Annotated in this window: 15 protein-coding genes; 5 read left to right on the top strand and 10 right to left on the bottom strand. The window is 53.1% G+C overall.

The window, feature by feature from the left end; translation table 11 throughout:
* The first annotated feature begins 18 nt into the window (after nt 1–18).
* A complete protein-coding gene (cheB, locus tag Q0W94_RS04825; RefSeq protein ID WP_297761876.1) occupies nt 19–1,083 on the top strand; it encodes a chemotaxis-specific protein-glutamate methyltransferase CheB in 1,065 nt (354 codons plus the stop codon).
* Here cheB and Q0W94_RS04820 read toward each other — a convergent pair.
* From Q0W94_RS04820 to Q0W94_RS04805, 4 genes are all read right to left on the bottom strand, one after another.
* Nucleotides 1,054–2,757, bottom strand: coding sequence for a R3H domain-containing nucleic acid-binding protein (locus tag Q0W94_RS04820; protein WP_297761875.1), 1,704 nt, complete (start codon nt 2,755–2,757; stop codon nt 1,054–1,056). The genes cheB and Q0W94_RS04820 overlap by 30 nt on opposite strands.
* A complete protein-coding gene (ldpA, locus tag Q0W94_RS04815) occupies nt 2,750–3,778 on the bottom strand; it encodes a circadian clock protein LdpA (RefSeq protein WP_297761874.1) in 1,029 nt (342 codons plus the stop codon). Before ldpA ends, Q0W94_RS04820 begins: the two co-directional genes overlap by 8 nt.
* A gap of 19 nt (nt 3,779–3,797) precedes the next feature.
* Entirely contained in the window at nt 3,798–4,583 is a 786-nt protein-coding gene (locus tag Q0W94_RS04810; protein WP_297761873.1) for an RNA polymerase sigma factor SigF, read from the bottom strand.
* Between the two features lie 205 nt (nt 4,584–4,788).
* Nucleotides 4,789–5,610, bottom strand: a complete 822-nt coding sequence (locus Q0W94_RS04805; RefSeq protein WP_297761872.1) for an undecaprenyl-diphosphate phosphatase — start codon at nt 5,608–5,610, stop codon at nt 4,789–4,791.
* A gap of 143 nt (nt 5,611–5,753) precedes the next feature.
* Between Q0W94_RS04805 and Q0W94_RS04800 the strand changes: the two genes are divergently transcribed.
* From Q0W94_RS04800 to ftsH2, 3 genes are all read left to right on the top strand, one after another.
* Nucleotides 5,754–6,602 (top strand): hypothetical protein, encoded by an 849-nt coding sequence (locus tag Q0W94_RS04800; RefSeq protein WP_297761871.1) that lies wholly within the window; start codon nt 5,754–5,756, stop codon nt 6,600–6,602.
* A gap of 15 nt (nt 6,603–6,617) precedes the next feature.
* Nucleotides 6,618–9,032 (top strand): ATP-dependent DNA helicase RecG, encoded by a 2,415-nt coding sequence (gene recG, locus Q0W94_RS04795; protein ID WP_297761870.1) that lies wholly within the window; start codon nt 6,618–6,620, stop codon nt 9,030–9,032.
* Nucleotides 9,033–9,093: 61 nt separating this feature from the next.
* Nucleotides 9,094–10,989 (top strand): ATP-dependent zinc metalloprotease FtsH2, encoded by a 1,896-nt coding sequence (gene ftsH2 / locus Q0W94_RS04790; RefSeq protein ID WP_297761869.1) that lies wholly within the window; start codon nt 9,094–9,096, stop codon nt 10,987–10,989.
* A gap of 99 nt (nt 10,990–11,088) precedes the next feature.
* On the opposite strand, the gene Q0W94_RS04785 is transcribed toward ftsH2, so the two are convergent.
* The 3 genes from Q0W94_RS04785 to psaA all read right to left on the bottom strand — a co-directional run bounded on the left by Q0W94_RS04785 (nt 11,089) and on the right by psaA (nt 17,634).
* On the bottom strand, nt 11,089–12,750 hold the full coding sequence (locus tag Q0W94_RS04785; protein ID WP_297761868.1) for a mechanosensitive ion channel: 1,662 nt from the start codon (nt 12,748–12,750) through the stop codon (nt 11,089–11,091).
* A 427-nt stretch (nt 12,751–13,177) separates the two neighbouring features.
* Nucleotides 13,178–15,403 (bottom strand): photosystem I core protein PsaB, encoded by a 2,226-nt coding sequence (psaB, locus tag Q0W94_RS04780; RefSeq protein ID WP_297761867.1) that lies wholly within the window; start codon nt 15,401–15,403, stop codon nt 13,178–13,180.
* Nucleotides 15,404–15,426: 23 nt separating this feature from the next.
* Nucleotides 15,427–17,634 carry a photosystem I core protein PsaA gene (gene psaA, locus Q0W94_RS04775; protein WP_399372387.1) on the bottom strand — a complete coding sequence of 736 codons (2,208 nt, stop codon included), beginning with the start codon at nt 17,632–17,634 and terminating at the stop codon, nt 15,427–15,429.
* A gap of 415 nt (nt 17,635–18,049) precedes the next feature.
* Between psaA and Q0W94_RS04770 the strand changes: the two genes are divergently transcribed.
* The gene (locus Q0W94_RS04770; protein ID WP_297761865.1) at nt 18,050–18,448 is read left to right on the top strand and encodes a RidA family protein; all 399 of its coding nucleotides are present in this window, start codon (nt 18,050–18,052) and stop codon (nt 18,446–18,448) included.
* On the opposite strand, the gene Q0W94_RS04765 is transcribed toward Q0W94_RS04770, so the two are convergent.
* The 3 genes from Q0W94_RS04765 to Q0W94_RS04755 form a co-directional block, all read right to left on the bottom strand.
* Complete coding sequence (locus tag Q0W94_RS04765; RefSeq protein ID WP_297761864.1) at nt 18,435–18,959, bottom strand: DUF4330 domain-containing protein; 525 nt, start codon at nt 18,957–18,959, stop codon at nt 18,435–18,437. The two genes, Q0W94_RS04770 and Q0W94_RS04765, sit on opposite strands and share 14 nt — an antisense overlap.
* A gap of 464 nt (nt 18,960–19,423) precedes the next feature.
* Complete coding sequence (locus Q0W94_RS04760) at nt 19,424–19,771, bottom strand: YbaB/EbfC family nucleoid-associated protein (RefSeq protein WP_011056570.1); 348 nt, start codon at nt 19,769–19,771, stop codon at nt 19,424–19,426.
* A 61-nt stretch (nt 19,772–19,832) separates the two neighbouring features.
* The gene (locus Q0W94_RS04755) at nt 19,833–20,552 is read right to left on the bottom strand and encodes a lipid-binding SYLF domain-containing protein (RefSeq protein WP_297761862.1); all 720 of its coding nucleotides are present in this window, start codon (nt 20,550–20,552) and stop codon (nt 19,833–19,835) included.
* Nucleotides 20,553–20,817 lie beyond the last annotated feature (265 nt).

Genomic DNA, 20,817 nt, shown 5'->3' with positions numbered 1-20,817 from the left:
TGTGTAAAGTCTACCTCAATGACTATTCGGGTGTTTCTAGTTGAAGACTCGCCAATTGCCCTGAACATCCTCAAGCAACTATTGCAATCTGCATCGGACATTCAGGTTGTTGGGGTAGCGACCAACGGCAAAGAGGCCCTCATTGCAATTCCATCCTGCCAACCGGATGTTGTCTGTACGGATCTGTACATGAAGGAAATAGATGGGTTGGAGCTAACCCGTCAACTTATGGCGCGTTACCCATGTCCTGTTCTAGTGATCAGTGTCGCTGCGGCAGAAGGCCAAACAGCCTTTGAGCTGCTGCAAGCAGGTGCAATTGATGTGTTTCCCAAGCCGAGTAGCGGTCTGCTAGCCGATTACGATCGCGCCCAACTGCTTAGTAAGATTCGAGTGCTCGCGGGGGTGAAAGTGTTTACCCGTCCCCTACGTCCTGCCCCTAGTTCCACAAGTGTTGCAGCGCCACACCTCCCAAAGAAACACTCCTCATCAAACCTAGCTATTGTTGGCATTGGCGCTTCCACCGGTGGCCCTCAAGCTATTGCCAAAGTCTTGCAGTCGTTGCCTGCAACCTTCCCTTTACCCATTGTCTGTACCCAGCATATTAGTTCCGGCTTTCTCGGCGGTCTGATAGGTTGGCTATCCCAAGAAACCAAACTGCGGGTTACTGTGGCAACCGCGGGTGAGACGCCCCAACCTGGAGCCGTCTATTTTGCACCAGATCATTTAAATCTAGAAATTGATCGCCGAGGTAAGTTTTGTCTGATACCCGCCGCTGCCCATGAACGATATTGTCCCTCGGTCAATGCGATGTTTCGCTCCCTAGCAGCCTACTATGGCAATGCCGTCGTGGGGGTATTGCTCACGGGAATGGGAGATGATGGCGCAGCAGGGATGCAAGCGATCGCCAAGGTTGGCGGAATCACCATTGCCCAAGATGAAGCCACCAGTGTGATTTTTGGCATGCCCAAGGAGGCTATTGCCCTTGGGAGTGTGCAGCATGTTTTGCCCATTGACCGCATAGGCACCTTTTTACAAGCGCTGGTCAATCCCAAATTAGCGCAAGAGGTTAGGATAAATCCGTAGTCGTCGGTTTGGCTCCTCACCAAAGCTACAGGAAGTCAACTGGTAGTGCTCAACCAGCTCATGCTGCATCCGCCGAATATTCGCTGATCGCGGCAATAATTCAACCACCTGGCCTTTGGGAATCACAATTTGCTCAACAGCTAAGCGCGCCTCCTCCAGAGCCTCTAGCTCATCATCGCTCCCAGTGGGACTAAAGAGGGAGAGATCGGTTGACTCCGCAGGGGTGGGGTCCTCAATGCCAAGCAGATGCCGCAGACCCCGCACAATCTGTGCCATACTATTGGTTTTAATCGCATGCACCGGCAGATGATGGATATGGGCCAAGTGCCGCAGCTTGCTTTCGCCCTTGAGGTGGGAGCGCAGCGTCAAAATGACATCCGCCTGATCAATGTCCTTCGTGACCACAATGGGCAGGTTTAGGGTGTGAATTGCCTGCTCTAAATGGTGGCGGCTGACGGCGTAGGGAAAAACGTGGAGGGGGAGCTCTTCACCATTTGGACCAACGGTGGGGGCATCCAGTGTCGCTTCAAGCAGTTGGGCAAAATTCGCCCGCAGGGGTTCTTTGTTGGCATCAACGACGGGTAGCATCTGGCCACTATCTCGCCAGGAGGGGCGCCGGGGCGCAGATTTGACCTCCGATCGCTGAGGGGCAGGTTCAGGGCGACTAATCACCACTGAGCCATCGGCAGCAACGCTGCGAATTTCGGGAACTGGTTGGCGACCCCGCAACAGGAGATCCACACTGGCAGCCACATCGAGATGAATGGCCCAGCGATCGCGCTCTAGCATTTCCACGGCCATTTGAAAGGTGGGCGGGGCTTTACGTTCAAGGACACTTTTTTGGGTGCCCCGCCGGCGGGCTTCCTCATCCCCTAGGGTGACCGATTGAATCCCCCCCACCAAATCAGCAAGGGTGGGGTTTTTCATCAGGTTCTCAATTTGGTTGCCATGGGCTGTACCAATGAGTTGGACTCCCCGCTCGGCGATCGTGCGGGCGGCCAGGGCCTCTAATTCTGTGCCAATCTCATCAATGACGATTACTTCTGGCATGTGGTTTTCCACCGCCTCAATCATCACCTGATGCTGCAGTTCTGGGCGTGCCACCTGCATCCGCCGTGCCTTGCCAATGGCCGGATGGGGAATATCGCCGTCGCCAGCAATTTCATTGGAGGTGTCAATAATCACCACCCGCTTGTGCAACTCATCCGCCAAGACGCGAGCAATTTCCCGCAGTGCCGTGGTTTTACCAACCCCTGGACGCCCCAGCAGCAAAATGGACTGGCCACTTTCAACCAAGTCGCGAATCATGCCAATCGTGCCAAAGACGGCTCGCCCCACCCGGCAGGTCAAGCCAATAATTGTTCCTTGGCGATTGCGCAGGGCACTAATACGGTGCAGTGTGCGCTCAATCCCAGCGCGATTGTCACCACTAAATTCGCCCACCCGATCCACGGCATATTGCAACATCTCACGGCTGACGGGGGTCTCGGCAAGGTATTGGGTGCTGTGGATAAACCGCGCTTCTGGCAATCGCCCCAAATCTAGAACAATTTCTAAGAGTTCTTCCCGCTGCGGATGATGGGTGAGGGACTGTCCAAGGGGCGGCGGTAGGATGGCTAATAATTGATCGAGATCGTCAGTGACTTGGCGTTGTCCAGCAGTCAATTCAACCATAGGGTACAGAGGGTGACGGGACAGATTTCAACGGAGAGACAAGGGTGGCTGCTTCAGCAACAGCCGCTGCAAGGACGTCAGGAACCGTTTGCCAGGGTTGGTCGGCGATCGCGTGGAAAGGGGCTAGGCGTTTGCGGGCATAACTACCATAGGCCACACCAGCAATTCCCCCTGGGGCTAATAGTCCCATTGCCCTGAGTTTAGCAACCGTATGGCCATTTGTGCCGCCCGCCAACTGCACAAATCCGGGTAAATTTGCCCCTAAAATCGCCTGACCCAATTGAATGGTGGCTCGCGTTGCGCCATCGCCAATATCGCCACTCATAGGGCGGCCATCTGCTTGCCAAATGAGAGCACACTCCAAAGGTTGAATCTGCCTATTGATCCAACGCAAATAGTCAATTATCCCCTCCCCTTGGGGACAACTGATGGCCAGCACCTGCACATACCGTACCCATGGGCGCACTTGCTGCCAAAGCTCGCTAAAGGCACTGTAACGTTGGGGTTGGGTGTGGATTTCGAGGGCTTGGATTGTGCCAGCCCTAATCAGGGACGTGATGTCCTCAAAGACTGCGGGCTGCTCATCGGTGGTAATTAGGCCCAACGGGCACAGGGGTAAACAGCGACCACATCCATAGCAGCGATCGCGCACCACCCCTTGCACCTGTTCATTAAAACGAATCGCCTCGGCAGGACAAATGCGTTCACAGGGGCGATCGCACCCTGGCGGACAGCGACTTGGATCAAATGTGGCCTTTCGAAAATGGGGGTCAGTCCCATCGTTAATACTCACCATCAGTAGGGGGCGGGTTGCACCAAGGCTGGCGGCAACGGCCAAGGCCTCATTGGCTGCGTAAATCACGGCAGGGTCGGCGGCCACATCAATACAATCAGCCCCTGCAAGTGCATAGGCCAACGTCAGGTTATAAATTTGGGCAACATCTTGGAAACTGGCACCGTTAATGAGTTTGAACCAACGATGCGCCGCTAAAGCCGCTAGGGGGGCAGCAAAATCAACCATGAATATATTTTATGCCTTTTCAAGATTCAGCGTCGTCGTGACGCATCATCTGTTGTAGGGCTTGGAGGCCTTTTTTAATCTGCCGAGAGACTGTGACCGCACTGAGGCCCAAAAGTTCAGCGGTTTCTTTTTGACTCAAATCATGCAAAAAGACAAATTCCAGAATTTGACAGGTACGGGCTTCCAGTTTGCGCAGACACTGCTGCAAACGAATGCGATCTTCCTCGGCCAGTTGAAAACTTTGGTACCGTTGATCGGGCACGACGTCACCGAGGGCAACGGCCTCTTCCTCACCCTCAAAGGTAGGGGCATCGAGGCTAACAGGGGTGGTGTAGTAGCTGGCAAATTTTGCCGCTTGCCATTCCTCAAGGGGGACATCGAGGGCCTGGGCAATTTCGCTATCGGTGGGGGGGCGCTCCAGCTGTTGGCGTAATTCCCGCATGACTCGCTTTCCTTGGCTTTGCAATGTTTGCCAACGTCGGGGTACGCGAATTTGGGGACTTTTGTCCCGCAGGTAGTGTTGAATTTCACCGCGAATATAGGGAATCGCGAAGGAACTAAAGGCCACCCCCTTAGTTGGGTCAAAGCGTTCAATGGCGTGAATAAGACCAAGGGTGCCCACTTGCATGAGATCGTCAAAGCTTTCTTGGGTGCACTGTACCCAGCGATGGGCTTCCTTGCGCACCAATCCTATGTTCAACTCAACAAGGCGATTCCGCAATTCCGGTGCAGGGTTATCTTGGTAGGCCTGCAACAGCGAAAGGGTGGAATGCTTTAGGTCCGTGTTGCCTGTCGTGCTGAACATAGAACACGCGCTTGGGTTTCCCTACTGTGGTCAAAACAAAATAAGCAGATCCAGGTGTGCCTTCCTGGCTTGATTGGGTTGGATAGCAATCGCGCCCCTGTACAGCTTCCTTGATTTCACTATCCCACATCTAGTATGCTCAGATATCCCTCATTTCCCTGTGATCTCAACCACAGATAAAGTTAAATTTTGCTAAATTTGTTCCTTAGGCTGGCAGACTACCGAGGGCGATCGCGCCCCACAACGCAGCTCCCAAGCCAATCCGATACCAGATAAAGATCCAAGTGGAATGGCGTTGCAGGAACCGTAGCAGCCAAGCGATCGCCAGATAGGAAAACACCATACTCGATAGCATAGCAATCACAAGGGGAATGAAGAGGGTGCCTTGATCAAAAACATCTTTGGCTTGCACCAGTGTGGCGATCGTCAGAGTGGGAATGCCCAACAGAAAGGAAAAGCGCGCCGCTATCTGCCGCTCTAGTCCCAAGGCTAAAGCTGCAGTTAACGTGGAGCCTGAACGTGAAGCCCCCGGTAACAGGGCAATCATCTGGCCGCCCCCTACCAGAAAGCCATCCAAAATGCCAATGTCCTGATACGTGCGTTTACGGGAACCCCATTTTTCTGCAAGTCCTAAAAGAATCGCCATGGCGATCGCCATCGTGGCAATGATCTGAGGCCTATCCAACTCCACTTTGGCCAATTTCAGAAGCAGTCCTGCCGCTAATGCAGGGATAGTGCCTACCGCAATACCAACCAATAATTTCCATTCCTCTCGCTGCCAATCCCGCCGCTGCCATGCCTGCCAAGCCCCTTGGACAATTTGACGAATATCCTGCCAAAAGTACCGAAAAACAGCGATCACACTTCCAAACTGCATCGCATCTAGGGCCGTTTTGTGCCAGACACTTTTCCACCCCAACAGATCACTAAAGAGAATCAGGTGAGCGGTACTGCTAATGGGTAAAAACTCTGTAATGCCTTGCACCAAGCCGAGGATAACTGCTTGTAGACAAAGAATAATATCCACGTTTCTGCCTCACCTTTGCAACCCCACTATCTTGCCATGAGTCGGTGAATAGGCTATGGTCGCCAAGATTTTGTAATAGATTGTAGAAACAGTCTTCTTAAACGCAGCAGCACTGTTTTGCCGTTATGCCAGTTTAGGCCTGTATGTCCGGTAACTTAGAAGCCGTTGAGCAGGAAATTTTAGGGTTGCAGGGGATGCTATTGACCGCGTTGGCGGAAATGCGTCAGCTTTATGATGTTTATTTGGAGATGCTCGCCCCCATTGCCCGTCAGCAGTTGATCACCGTGAGTTATCAGGTGTGCACCCAAGTCTTTCCAGAGCAATTTTTGAGCCTTGAGGATGCCGAGCGGCAGGAACTGCAGCGTCAGATTGCTGAACTGGCGATCGCCTTGGAGAGTACTATTTTAGGCCTACAGCCCCGCGGCCAAGAAGACCAAACTCCAGCCCAAGAGGCGACGAATGGGGAGGAAGACTCAACAAGCTCACAGGACCCTACCTCCCTACCGCAGCAATTGAGCCAAGTCCTTTATCAAAGTTCGCTCAAGATTAACCATCTGCTGCAGCGGGCAGCCATCTTACCGCCTGCCCCAATCGCGGTGATTTTAGAGATTGCCAGTCAGGCAGAAAATCGTCCCCTAGGGCGGATTCCCCATCTGTTGACCATGATGCTGGATGAGCAGAAGCCGCAAGAGGAGGGTGAAGCGAAGCAAGAGGCAAGTGAGTCCCCCAGGGAATCCTCGAACCATCACCCCATAGCAGCTATTTACCTGCAACTTGAGGAACTGGAGTTTCAGCACCCCCCCCTCGCCAATCAGCGCAGTCAAATTCGCCAACTGGAAGCGCGTCTGGCCACCCTGCAAAAACAACTCCATAAAAAACAGCGGCAATATTTGGTTCTCAAGGCCAGTCGCGCATGGTGGCAAACGTGGAAAGCCAATGACGCCGCAGATGCGACCGCGCGTGTTCCCAATGCCATGGATGGTGAACCTTAGGTAAGGAGGCCTCCTGTGTCCCTTGACTGGCCACGCCTACAACGCGCCCTTGCCATTGAAACGGCGCGGGGTTTTTGTAACCTTCAGGGCAATACCTATCGGTTCAATGAGTATCTACACGAAGCGTTAACGCAAGCCCCTCTGCAACAACTGCCTCCTCAGGTGCGCGATCGCTGGCAGGAAACAGCGGCAGCCTATGCCCACTACAACGATCTGTCCCCCAGCCAACGACAACACCTCGTGGTGAAAACCCGCCAACTGCTCCACGATGTCCACAAACAACTGGCCAGTTCACCCCCGAGACCCCGTCCCCTCGATCAACCGCTCAAAACAGGGCATGGGATTGGCGAACAGCTCCGCTGCGTCGTCGGCGATCGCGCTGCGGCACAATTGGCAAAACTCGGGCTTTATACGGTTGCGGATCTCATTTACTACTTCCCCCGCGATCACATCGACTATGCCCGCCAAGTCCCGATTCGGCAACTCCAAGCTGGGGAGACCGTCACCCTTGTGGGTAAAGTCCGCCACTGCAACTGCTTTACCAGTCCGCGCAATGCCAAGCTGACCATCCTAGAAATTATGCTTCAAGATCGCACCGGGCAAATTCGCCTGAGTCGTTTCTATGCCGGTGCCCGCTATGCCCAACGGGGATGGCAAGAGCAGCAAAAGCGCCTCTATGCCCCCCAGACCCTTGTGGCCGCCTCTGGCCTCGTGAAGCGGACGAAGTACGGCCTCACCCTTGAGGATCCAGAGTTGGAAGTGCTGGATCAGGCGAGGGCAGAAATAGACTCCCTCACCATTGGCCGGATTGTGCCCATCTATCCACTGACGGCGGGGGTATCTTCCGAGGTGATTCGCCGTGCGGTCGCTCGTGTTCTGCCCTTGGTGCAAGACTATCCTGATCCCCTACCGCAGGGGCTACGCCAACGTCACCAACTCATTCCCCTAGACACGGCGCTGCGTCACATTCACTTTCCGCCAGATCAAACCCAACTGAGTCTGGCCCGGCGGCGGCTGATTTTTGATGAATTCTTTTACCTGCAATTGGGGTTACTCCAACGGCGGCGACAGCAACAACAGCAGGCCAGTGCCCCCCTCAAGCCCCAAGGGGAACTCATTGAGCAGTTTTACCAACGGTTGCCCTTTCAACTCACAGGGGCACAGCAGCGGGTGGTGGCGGAAATTTTGGCGGATTTAGAGCGGCCGATTCCCATGAATCGCCTTCTCCAAGGGGATGTGGGGTCAGGGAAAACCGTTGTTGCCGTGATTGCCCTATTGGCGGCAGTGCAGTCCGGCTACCAAGGGGCACTGATGGCGCCCACGGAAGTTCTGGCAGAGCAGCACTATCGCAAGCTCTTTGAGTGGCTCACCCCCCTCCATGTGCCGGTGGAACTGCTCACGGGCTCCGTACGCACGACCAAGCGACGCCAGATTCTCGATCAATTGGCAACGGGGGAATTGCCGGTGCTGGTGGGTACCCATGCTCTTATCCAAGAGGGGGTGAGGTTTCAGCGGCTCGGTCTAGTGGTGATTGATGAACAGCACCGCTTTGGGGTAGCGCAACGGGCAAAGCTACAAGCCAAGGGAGTCCTGCCCCATGTGCTGACCATGACGGCAACACCGATTCCCCGCACTCTGGCGTTGACTCTCCATGGAGATTTAGATGTTAGTCAAATTGATGAATTGCCCCCCGGTCGGCAGCCAATTCAAACAACCATCTTGGGACGGGGCGATCGCCCCTGTGCCTACGATTTAATCCGCCGTGAAGTCGCCCAAGGGCGTCAGGCCTACATTGTCCTGCCTTTGGTTGAGGAATCGGAAAAACTGGATTTGAAATCCGCCATTGCCGAGCACAAGCGATTACAAACGGAGATTTTTCCCAATTTTCGGGTGGGACTCCTCCACGGTCGCATGGCATCTAGTGAGAAGGATGCAACGATTCAAGCCTTTGCCCAGGGGAAACTGGATATTCTTGTGGCTACCACGGTGGTTGAGGTGGGGGTGGATGTCCCCAATGCTACAGTGATGCTCATTGAACATGCTGAACGCTTTGGCCTATCACAACTCCATCAACTGCGGGGGCGGGTGGGGCGGGGTGCCCAACAGTCCTACTGTCTTCTGCTGCTCAATAGTGCTCGCAATGATGCTGCCAAGCAACGGCTGAATGTGCTGGCTCAGTCTCAGGATGGATTCTTTATTGCGGAGATGGATCTGCGGCTGCGCGGTCCAGGGGAGGTGTTAGGGACGCGGCAATCGGGATTACCGGACTTTGCTCTAGCTAGCCTTGTTGAGGATCAAGATTGCCTAGAAGCGGCACGATCGGCGGCGACTGAACTGATCGCACAGGATCCTGAGTTACGGAACTATCCCCTGCTGCAAGCAATTCTCCAGCAACGGCGCGATCGCCTCCTCGAGACTATGATGAACTAAACTCCCGCCTTCAGGAGGGATATGTTAAATTTAGTTAAGAACCTGATAAAAAGCGCCGCCAATGAAAGTCTCTTGGAAAACTGTTCTCCTTTGGTCAATACCCCTACTGCTCATTGGGATTCTCCTATGGCAAGGGGTGAGCAACCTTATGCTCAATCAAAGTCAGCCTCCCCTGAATACTGCCAGTACGCGCATGAGCTATGGGCGATTCCTCAGCTATTTAGATGCGGGTCGCATTAGTAAAGTCGACATTTTCGACAATGGCCGCACCGCCATTGTGGATGTCTCTGATCCGGAATTGATTAACGGTCGCCCCCTGCGGGTACGGGTAGATATGCCAGGAACAGCGCCCGAAGTCATTAGTAAACTGCGCGAGCAGCACGTAGAAATTGATGTGCATCCAGCTCGCAATGATAGTGCCCTGTGGGGTCTGTTGGGTAATTTACTCTTCCCCATCTTACTTTTGGGGGGACTCTTTTTCCTCTTCCGCCGCTCCAGCAATGTGCCAGGAGGACCGGGCCAAGCGATGAACTTCGGCAAGTCTCGCGCCCGCTTCCAAATGGAGGCCAAAACCGGCGTGATGTTTGATGATGTCGCTGGCGTCGATGAAGCCAAGGAAGAACTGCAAGAGGTAGTCACCTTCCTGAAGAAGCCGGAGAAATTTACAGCAGTCGGGGCCCGCATTCCCAAAGGGGTCCTGCTGGTGGGGCCTCCGGGCACTGGCAAAACGATGCTGGCCAAGGCGATCGCGGGTGAAGCCGGTGTTCCCTTCTTCTCCATCTCGGGTTCAGAATTTGTCGAGATGTTTGTTGGCGTCGGTGCTTCCCGCGTCCGGGATCTCTTCCGCAAAGCGAAAGAAAATGCCCCCTGCTTGATCTTTATTGATGAAATTGATGCCGTGGGTCGCCAGCGGGGTGCGGGGATTGGCGGTGGCAACGATGAGCGGGAGCAAACCCTCAACCAACTCCTCACAGAAATGGATGGCTTTGAGGGCAACACGGGCATTATTGTTATTGCCGCCACAAACCGTCCTGATGTCCTTGATGCAGCGCTGCTGCGGCCGGGGCGCTTTGACCGCCAAGTAGTTGTGGATGCGCCAGATATCAAGGGCCGCTTGGCAATTCTAAAGGTACACGCCCGCAACAAAAAACTAGCGCCCGAAGTGTCCTTAGAAGCCATTGCTCGCCGTACGCCCGGCTTTACCGGGGCCGATTTGGCCAATCTGCTCAATGAAGCAGCAATTCTCACAGCCCGTCGTCGCAAGCCGGCGATCACGATGCTGGAAATTGACGATGCCGTGGATCGGGTTGTTGCTGGTATGGAGGGCACACCACTGATTGATGGCAAGAGCAAACGCCTCATTGCCTACCATGAAGTGGGCCATGCCATTGTCGGTACCCTGCTCAAGGATCACGATCCAGTGCAAAAAGTAACCCTGGTGCCCCGCGGTCAAGCCCGTGGTCTTACTTGGTTCATGCCCTCAGAGGATTCAGGGCTGATTTCGCGATCGCAACTCATGGCGCGGATGGCTGGCGCCCTGGGCGGTCGCGCCGCTGAATACGTGGTTTTTGGGGATGCCGAGGTTACCACCGGCGCCGGCAATGACCTGCAGCAGGTAACGGCAATGGCGCGGCAAATGGTGACCCGCTTTGGCATGTCAGATCTAGGGCCACTCTCTTTGGAAACCCAAAACGGCGAAGTATTTCTGGGGCGCGATTTGGTGTCTCGCACAGAATACTCCGAGGAAATTGCTGCTCGCATTGATGCCCAAGTGCGGGAATTGGTGCAGCACAGCTACGAACTGGCCATTAAGATCATTCGCGAAAACCGCGTTGTCATTGACCGCTTGGTGGATCTACTGGTGGAAAAAGAAACCATTGATGGTGAAGAGTTCCGTCAGATCGTTGCTGAGTACACCGTAGTTCCCGACAAAGAGCAATTTGTGCCCCAACTGTAGGACATTGTCCCTGTCTCTGCTCCCCCAGTTTACCCTGGGGGATTTTTTATTGACTGTGGCGGCTGAACCTAACCTCAGGGAAGCACCCACGGACCAGTCTCACTCTAGATCTGAATTTCTACCCTTGAGTAAGGCAATCCACTCTTCCACTTGGGCTGCGGCAATCCCGCGACATCCCAACCCAAAGGCCAGGGCAATTGCTACCGCAATTGAACCAAAGAGGAGACCAAAGGCAAGGTTCACAATACTGGTAGCAACGCCCATGTGTTGGAGTGCCATGGCCCCCACAAACGTCATGATGGCAATCCGAGCTGCTTGGCCTAGAAAACGGGCCTGGGAGGTTCCCGAAGCGGTGAGCATCCGAAACGCCAAATTGGCGAAGTATAGGCCCACGGCCAAGATCAGGATACCCACCAGTACCCGACCGAGGATAACCATCAAAGCACTCACAAAGGCAGTCAGGGCAGGGATATCCAGCACCTCCACAGCCGCGATCGCCCCAAAAAGGATTGTTCCCACTAAAGTAACAATGCCAACCACTTCAGAGGGCCGGCGCCAATGAGCAGGACGCTCCACGGGTTCTACAGCCGTTGCAGGCAGAGATTCAATGCCCAACCAGACAAGAACCTGATCAAACCCAATCGTTTGCAGGAAGTTTTGCACAATCTCAGCCACAAAACGACCGATAACATAGGCCAAAATGAGAATAATTGTGGCTGTAAAAATTCTTGGCAAGGCCGTCAGCACTTCATTTAGCATCGCCGTTGCCGGTGCTGTAATGGCTTGAATTTGCAGCGCCTCCAGGCTGGCGATCGCCGTCGGGATCAAAATTAGGACATAGATGATTGTACCGATGACCGTTGCCAGGGATTCACCCAGACTAGCCTGCCCTAGGCCCAAACGCTGGCCAATGCGTTGAATCCCCATAGCTGTCATTAAGTTAATGACCAAGCTGCGCACAATTCGCGCAATAAACCAGCCAACAATAGCAATGATTACCGCCTTAAATATAAAGGGCAGTGTCCCTAAAATATCGTTCAAAAGATTCTGCACAGGCTGCAGAGAGCCCTCTAAGTTAAGCACCCCTAAAATCAAGGGCAGAAAGAAGAGAAACACAAACCAGTAGAGGGTATTTCCCAGCATCTCAGCTACAGACATCGTGGGAGTCTCCTCTTGGGTGCCCTCTTTTCCCGACTCTAGCGGCAGTGAGCGATCCCAGTTGAGAGAACGGGCAGACTGAGTCACGAGCATTTTCGATATAGTCGCCACAACCCAGGCCAGATCCAAAAGCAGAATAGCGACCCCTAATTTTGGCAGGAAACTAAAAATTTGATTCAGAAAAGCATTGAGGGGCTGGGAAACTGTTGTGAGTCGCAGAGCATCCAGGAAGGCCACCACTCCCAGCAAAAAGATGATCCAAAAAACAACTCCTGACAAAATTGCTGTCGGTGATAGGCTTCGTAGTGCTTCATTTCCACCCAAAAACTGGCTCAACCATTCATCAAGGCGCAGCCGTTTCAAAATCGATCGTGTTACCCTTGCCAGAATCGTTGCAACGATCCAGCCAATGAATAACAACGCAAGTGCAATGATTATCTGCACTAAAAGCGCCGCCAAATTATCGAGGCCCAAGGTAAGGCTAGCTGAATTTTCGCCCACAATTTGGGAAGGTTCTTCGATATTTACCTGTGCCAATAACCGTTCAACATAGTCTTTGTACGGAAATGTAGAAACAATAGAGAATGTGAATCTACCCTGCATTACTCCTATCTCCAGCCAGAGCAGCAAAAACCAACTGAAAAATTCAGTTCCATGATAGCAATGACGCAGAAGTATTGAAAATAGGCTCTCAGTTTTTAGAAGCCGGAAGCCCATTACAAATTACTAATCTTTGTCGCAGTGAGGCTGTTTTTTATAAAAGGAGATACAAAAAGATATAAAACTAAAACTCAGCTACAGTCAACCGTGTTGATATTTCCAACGTGGCGGCCTATTGAATTGCTCCCAAACAGTTGCCTTGGGCCTTTGATATTGGGCCTTTGATAACTGATTAAACCGTGTCTTTTACCCCTGGCTTAAAGCTCCACAGAGATCTAGACCCCCAGTCACTCGGTTACATTCTCCATAGCAGACAAAAAAATCCCCCACCACAGGGGCGGGGGACTAAACAGAAGTTAACTCCAGTGGATTAGCCGAACTTGGCTGCGGTTGAGGCAATCAAGAAGGCAGCATAGGTCAAGACATAGCCAACGCTGAAGTGTGCCAGACCCACCAAACGGGCTTGAACAATCGACAGCGCCACGGGCTTATCTTTCCAACGCACAAGATTGGCCAAGGGAGTGCGCTCATGGGCCCACACCAAGGTCTCAATGAGCTCTTGCCAATAACCACGCCAGCTAATCAGGAACATGAAGCCAGTGGCCCACACCAAGTGGCCAAACAGGAACATCCACGCCCACACCGACAGGTTATTGGTGCCGAAGGGATTGTAGCCATTGATGAGCTGGGACGAGTTCAACCACAGGTAGTCCCGCAACCAACCCATGAGGTAGGTAGAGTTTTCATTGAACTGGGCCACGTTACCTTCCCAAACACCAAGGTGTTTCCAGTGCCAGTAGAAAGTCACCCAGCCAATAGTGTTCAGCATCCAGAACATCGCCAGATAGAAGGCATCCCACGCAGAAATATCGCAGGTACCGCCACGACCTGGGCCATCGCAGGGAAAGGCATAGCCAAAGTCTTTTTTATCTGGCATTAGTTTGGAGCCACGGGCATCCAATGCACCCTTGACCAAGATCAAAGTGGTGGTGTGCAGACCGAGGGCAATGGCGTGGTGCACCAAGAAGTCCCCAGGGCCAATGGTGAGGAACAAAGAGTTGGTACCACTGTTGATGGCCTCGAGCCAGCCAGGTAGCCAGACGTTACCATAGTTCGGCCAAGCAGTGCTGGCAATGCTATCGGGATTCGACAGCAAGGTATCAAACCCATAGAGTAGTTTTCCATGAGCTGCTTGAATGAACTGGGCAAACACCGGCTCAATCAAGATCTGCTTCTCAGGGGTACCAAAGGCCACTACCACATCGTTGTGGACATAGAGACCCAAGGTGTGGAAGCCCAAGAAGAGGGACACCCAGCTCAGGTGGGAAATAATCGCCTCTTTGTGTTGCAGCACCCGATCCAACACATTGCCTTTGTTTTGGGCTGGATCGTAGTCACGCACCAAGAAGATAGCACCATGGGCAAAGGCACCCACCATCAAGAAGCCAGCAATGTACTGGTGATGGGTGTAAAGGGCAGCCATTGTTGTGTGATCTTGGGCAATGAAGGCATAGGGTGGCAGTGAGTACATGTGTTGTGCCACTAAGGAGGTGATCACGCCCAAGCAGGCTAAGTGCCAACCCAACTGGAAGTGCAGCGAGTTGTTGTAGGTTTCATAGATGCCTTGGTGAGGCATATTGAAGGGACCTTCCACCTTAGTGCCAAAGAAGTCTTTGGCATCCATCATTTCTTTAATACTGTGGCCAATCCCAAATTGGGTGCGGTACATGTGACCCGCCACAATAAAGAGCACCGCAATGGCAAGGTGGTGGTGTGCGATATCCGTGAGCCAAAGGGACTCGGTTTGGGGGTGGAAGCCACCTAAAAAGGTGAGAATCGCGGTTCCAGCACCCTGTGCCGTGCCAAAGACGTGGCCAGCTGTGTCAGGGTTTTGGGCATAGACGCCCCAGTTCCCCGTAAAGAAGGGGGCTAGACCAGCGGGGTGGGGCATGGTGCTCAGGAAGTTATCCCAGCCCACGTGCTGACCACGGGACTCAGGAATGGCTACGTGAATCAGGTGGCCTGCCCAAGCTAGGGAGCTAACCCCAAATAGACCTGCCAAGTGATGGTTCAACCGCGATTCAGCATTTTTGAACCAAGAGAGGCTAGGACGGAATTTGGGTTGCAAGTGCAGCCAGCCAGCAAAGAGAGCCAGCGAAGCCAGAATCAGCAGGAAGATGGCTCCTTGATACAGGTCGCCGTTGGTGCGCATACCGATGGTGTACCACCAGTGGTAGACACCAGAGTAGGCAATGTCCACAGGGTTAGAAGCCCCAGCTTGGGTGAAAGCGTCCACTGCGGCTTTACCAAATTGGGGATCCCAAATCGCATGGGCGATGGGACGGGTGTTAACAGGGTCTTGAACCCATTGCTCAAAGTTCCCCTGCCATGCAACGTGGAATAAGCTACCAGACACCCACAGGAAGATGATGGCCAGATGTCCAAAGTGGGAGGCAAAAATCTTTTGGTAAAGATTCTCCTCCGTCATGCCATCGTGGCTTTCAAAGTCGTGAGCCGTGGCGATGGCATACCAAATCCGGCGTGTGGTCGGATCCTGTGCGAGGTCTTGGCTAAACTTCGGAAATTTAGTTGCCATAGTTGGTTATCTCCTCCTCGCCCCTATCCTACAGAAATAATTCGAGCTAGGAAGAATGCCCAAGTGGTGGCAATCCCCCCTAGGAGGTAATGGGCTACACCGACGGCACGGCCTTGAATGATGCTCAGGGCACGGGGCTGAATGGCCGGTGCAACTTTCAGTTTGTTGTGGGCCCAAACAATGGACTCAATCAGCTCTTGCCAGTAGCCGCGGCCACTGAAGAGGAACATGAGACTGAAGGCCCAAATGAAGTGAGCACCCAAGAACAACAAACCATAGGCGGATAGGGCTGAACCATAGGAGCCAATCACCTGAGAAGCTTGTGCCCACAGGAAATCCCGTAGCCAGCCATTGATGGTGATGGCACTTTGGGCAAAGTTACCGCCCGTGATGTGAGATACCGTACCATCGGGGGCAACAGTACCCCAGACATCTGACTGCATCTTCCAACTAAAGTGGAAAATCACAACGGAGATGCAGTTGTACATCCAGAACAGACCCAAGAAGACGTGATCCCAACCGGAAACTTGGCAGGTGCCGCCACGACCGGGACCATCGCAGGGGAAGCGGAAGCCCAAGTTGGCTTTATCGGGAATCAGGCGAGAGCTGCGGGCAAAGAGTAGGCCCTTCAGCAGAATCAGCACTGTCACATGAATGGTGAAAGCGTGAATATGATGCACCATGAAGTCGGCAGTTCCCAAGACAATGGGCATCATGGCCACTTTGCCACCGACAGCAACCAGATCACCACCAAAGGCGACACTAGCCGTGGCTGCTGCATTGGGAGCCGTACCGCCGGGGGCTAGGGTATGTAAATTTTGCACCCATTGGGCGAATACTGGCTGCAATTGAATTCCCGTATCGGAGAACATGTCCTGGGGACGACCAAAGGCGCGCATCGTGTCGTTGTGGACATACAGGCCGAAGCTGTGGAAGCCCAAGAAGATGCACACCCAGTTCAGGTGGGAAATGATGGCATCGCGATGGCGCAGGACTCGATCCAAAACATTGTTTTGATTCATGGCTGGATCGTAGTCACGCACCATAAAGATAGCCCCGTGGGCAGCACCCCCAACAATCAGAAAGCCGCCAATCCACATGTGGTGGGTAAACAGAGACAGTTGAGTGGGATAGTCGGTGGCTAAGTAGGGATAGGGGGGCATTGCATACATGTGCTGCGCCACAATGATGCTCAGGGAGCCCATCATGGCAAGGTTGATGGCCAGTTGGGCATGCCAAGAGGTGGTCAGCACTTCGTATAGGCCTTTGTGCCCAGCACCTGTGAAGGGGCCTTTGTGGGCTTCGAGGATCTCCTTCAGGCTGTGGCCGATTCCCCAGTTTGTGCGGTACATGTGACCGGCAATGATGAAGAGAACGGCGATCGCCAGATGATGGTGAGCCGTATCCGACAGCCACAGGCCACCGGTAACGGGGTTCAAGCCACCGTTAAAGGTAAGGAAATCCGAATAGGCAGCCCAATTAAAGGTGAAAAAGGGAATAACACCACTAAAGAAGCCCCAATCCACTTTGGGATACAGCTCGGCCATCAAGCTGGGGTTGAGGATAAACTCATGGGGCAAGGGAATATCCTTAGCAGCGACCCCTGCATCCAAGAGTTTGTTGATGGGTAGTGAGACGTGGATCTGGTGACCTGCCCAAGCCAAAGAGCCCAAGCCCAGTAACCCGGCAAGGTGGTGGTTGAGCATGGATTCCACGTTTTGGAACCACTCCAGCTTAGGAGCGCGCTTGTGATAGTGGAACCAGCCTGCAAAGAGCATTAAGCCAGCCATGACCAAGCCACCGATTGCGGTGCAGTAAAGCTGGAACTCATTGGTGATCCCAGAGGCACGCCACAGTTGGAATAGCCCCGAAGTGATTTGGATGCCGTGGAAACCACCGCCGACATCACCATTGAGAATGCCTTGACCCACAATGGGCCAGACCACTTGAGCACTGGGCTTGATACCGGTGGGATCGGCCAGCCAAGCCTCATAGTTTGAGAATTTTGCACCGTGGAAGTACATCCCACTCAGCCAGATGAACACCACAGCCAGATGGCCGAAGTGTGCACTGAAGATTTTGCGGGAAATATCTTCAAGGTCGCTCGTGTGTGTATCAAAATCGTGGGCAAGAGCGTGGAGGTTCCAAATCCATGTGGTGGTTTGGGGTCCTCTGGCCAAGGTGCGGTCAAAATGCCCGGGTTTTGCCCATTTTTCAAAGGAGGTGGGCACTGGGTCATTATCAACCACGACTCTGACTTTTGGCTCTCGCTCCGGTGGACTGATGGTCATCGAGTCTCTCCTCTCTCTTAGGCAAGGAAGGAACGAGGGCATTCACCTCGAGAATATAGTAAAGATCTTTAGATCAATGATTGTGAAGAATCGTGAATCTAAAGACCCACAATCGAACAGTCAAGCCCGTTCAGGAGGCGAATGCTCAATTCAGCATTATAGAAGGGGAGTACAGACTTTGCCGATAATTAACATTATTTAAGATGCTTGAATTCTTGACATGATTGTGGGGGTATAAATGCATAATATATGGGCTATCATATCCATTGATTTGACATGGGTAGATGTGGCTCAATCCCCTGTAGAATGAGCATTTGGGGCGATCGCGCCCTCGCTAGTAATTGTTTTAAGTTTTATGACGAAAGTGATTATTTATACTACCGATGCGCCTATGCCCGTTGGTCCCTATAGTCAAGGCGTGCGGCAAGGGGACTGGGTCTTTCTTGCAGGGCAAATTGCCCTTGATCCAAAAACGGGTGAGATTGTTGGTGGCGAAGATATCAGGGAGCAAACCCGCCAAGTGATGGAGAACCTCAGTGCTGTCCTCAAGGCCGCTGGCAGCGATTGGTCACAGGTGGTGAAAACAACTGTATATCTCGCCGACCTCAATGACTTCGGAGCCATGAATGAAATCTATGCTCAGTACATGGATGCTGAAGCGGCGCCTGCCCGTGCCTGTGTGGAGGTATCGCGGCTGCCAAAGGGGGTCAAGGTTGAAATTGACTGCATTGCCTACTGTCCTACAACGGCCTAACGGCAGTTACTGAGGCACGGAAATTATATTCTTTGCCCTCTAGTTCTACGGGCGTCCCTACCTTAATGGCAGTATTCCCCAGTACAGGGCCATTGTTAGTAATTTGGCCACGGCCTTCGAGGGTCAACAGCAGGTTGCTACTAAAGGCCATCTCTGGGCGGGGATCTGGCAGGGCTTTAACCGACCCATCGGGCTGGGAAACGGTAACCGTGCGCGGTAGAACCCGGACATTTTTCACAGTGACTTGGCCGTAGGGCTGGTTACGAATAATAAAGTTGGCGGTACTGCCCTTGGGGATCAGGTCTTGGGGAGTGGGGGTACTCAGGCCCAGAACAAGCACATCTACTTCAATGGGTTGTGCAGCAGTCATTTGTGCCAAGGAGGTGCCCGATCGCCCCGGAAGTAGGAATAATCCTGCCAAAACACAAAGAAGAACGACTCCTGCCCCAAGGTCTAAAAGACTTACCTTGCCAAAAAGACGGCCATAGCGATCAATAAGTTTAAGTTTCATTTAAGTTTCATTGGCAGTTGAATCGAACCGGTAGGACCATGCTACCACGCCTTGACTTTTTAGATGATTTAAATGAGTTGCCCTATCCAAGGTTCAGCAGCTTGGGGGCTAGGTCCTTTGGAGATGGCTGCAAATGAGGCCGGGTCAACGAAAAAAGCAAAGAAAAAAGATCACCTTGGGCCAATTTGGGAATCAACACAAATTTGGGAATCAACATAGGTGACTCCTGCATAGGCGGTAGCGATCGCCCTCAATCATACCTCAACCCTTTCTCTAGAGCACCGTGGGTGCTTGTGCCCCTAGGCAGGCCACCTCTGCAAGGGCAGGTTAAGGCCCATAGTGACCCCTGGGGGCTGTTGCAAAGCGGTATTGCTACCCGCCACCACAGCAAATTGCTTCCCTATTGACTCATCTTCAACAATCAGAAGCTGCGACTCGAATGCTATGGTAGGCAGGCACGGGCATCAACCAAGACCTGGAACATTCAAACTGCCGGTTAATTCTTCCATCCGTTCCCGCATAGTGGCGGTGGATTTTTGGTAGGCATCGCGCATGGCAGCTGTCACCAAATCGGAAAGCACTTCAGCCCCTTCACTCAGCAGATCGGGGCTGATTTCTACCCGCCGCGGCTCTTGGGTACCACTCATAATGACCTTGACGGCACCACCGGCAGCTTGACCCTCAATGTCCATTCTTTCAAGGTCTTCTTGCAGCTTCTTAGCGCCCTCTTGAACTTGCTGCGCTTTTTGGATAGCGGCGGCCAGCTCCTTCATTTTGCCAAGGCCGAAGCCAAAACCCTGTCCCTGTGCCATAGTGTTCTCTCTATACAGTACGGACTATTGACTGCTATCTTATCACTGTCTTGATGAGGGATTAGCGAGCGCCACGAGCAAGGGCATTGTAGAGACCATTGAGGACAGGAGGGGAAGGGAGGGGTGGCGAGTTCTCGAAAATTTGCGTCGGGGTCAGGTTGGAGCGGCCATAGAAGCGGGTACTGGCGCTAGGGTCAAAACTAATGTTGGCGCCCTCAAGGGCAACGCCGGCAAAAAGACCTGCACTGCGTGTGTAGGAAAGGACTTGGGGACTAGGGTCGGTAGGACTGACGACTTCTCCACCCACAGGGCCTGCAGCTACGGAGACATTGCCCCCTAAGCGAAAGGACCGCGCCAAGCTGCGCATGACGACGGATTTATCCATGAAGGCCAGCACGACATCGGTGGCTTGGGCGCCGATTTGCAGGCCAAAGCTGCCACCGGTTATTGTAATAAAAGCAGGCTTACTCCATTGGTTCTTTTCATTGCGCACAAGCAGAATGCCGGCACCACGCCGACCACCAAAGATAAAGCCAGCTTGAACCACATTGGGAATAATGGCAATTCCCTGGGCACGCTGGATAATTGTTGGGGGAATGCGATTGCTGCTATTAAATGTAAACTCGCCGAGGACAAATGTGGCGTTTTCGACCCGCTGCACCAGGCGCGAATCGGGGGCATTTTGGGCAAGGGTAGGATGGGGGATGAAAATCAGGGCGATCGCCCCCCCAATGACAGACCCTAGCCAGTGCAAGCGTCCCATGACAAAACGCAATTCCATCGCGGTCTCCCTCATCGCTACCTCAATGTATTCTTAGACGGGTGAGCCCTTCTTGCCTGTTCCATCCCTACAGCCCTTTTCACAAGGCGGCAAGAGCCACAACGCTGTCAAAGCCACTGGCAGAGCTCATCAACAGATCCTCTCATTTCTGTTAAATACCCTGGGTTTCAGGGAAGGGTGTACGCATGGCTGGCGGCAAAGCTAAAGAAAATCTATATTTTTAATTTTCTGTAACTGGTACCCCTCGTTGCTTACTAAAAGGGAT

This window comes from Thermosynechococcus sp. (assembly GCF_025999095.1).
Lineage (GTDB): Bacteria > Cyanobacteriota > Cyanobacteriia > Thermosynechococcales > Thermosynechococcaceae > Thermosynechococcus.
Note: the sequence above shows the minus strand (reverse complement) of the source record. Positions and strands in the feature narration are given on the sequence as shown.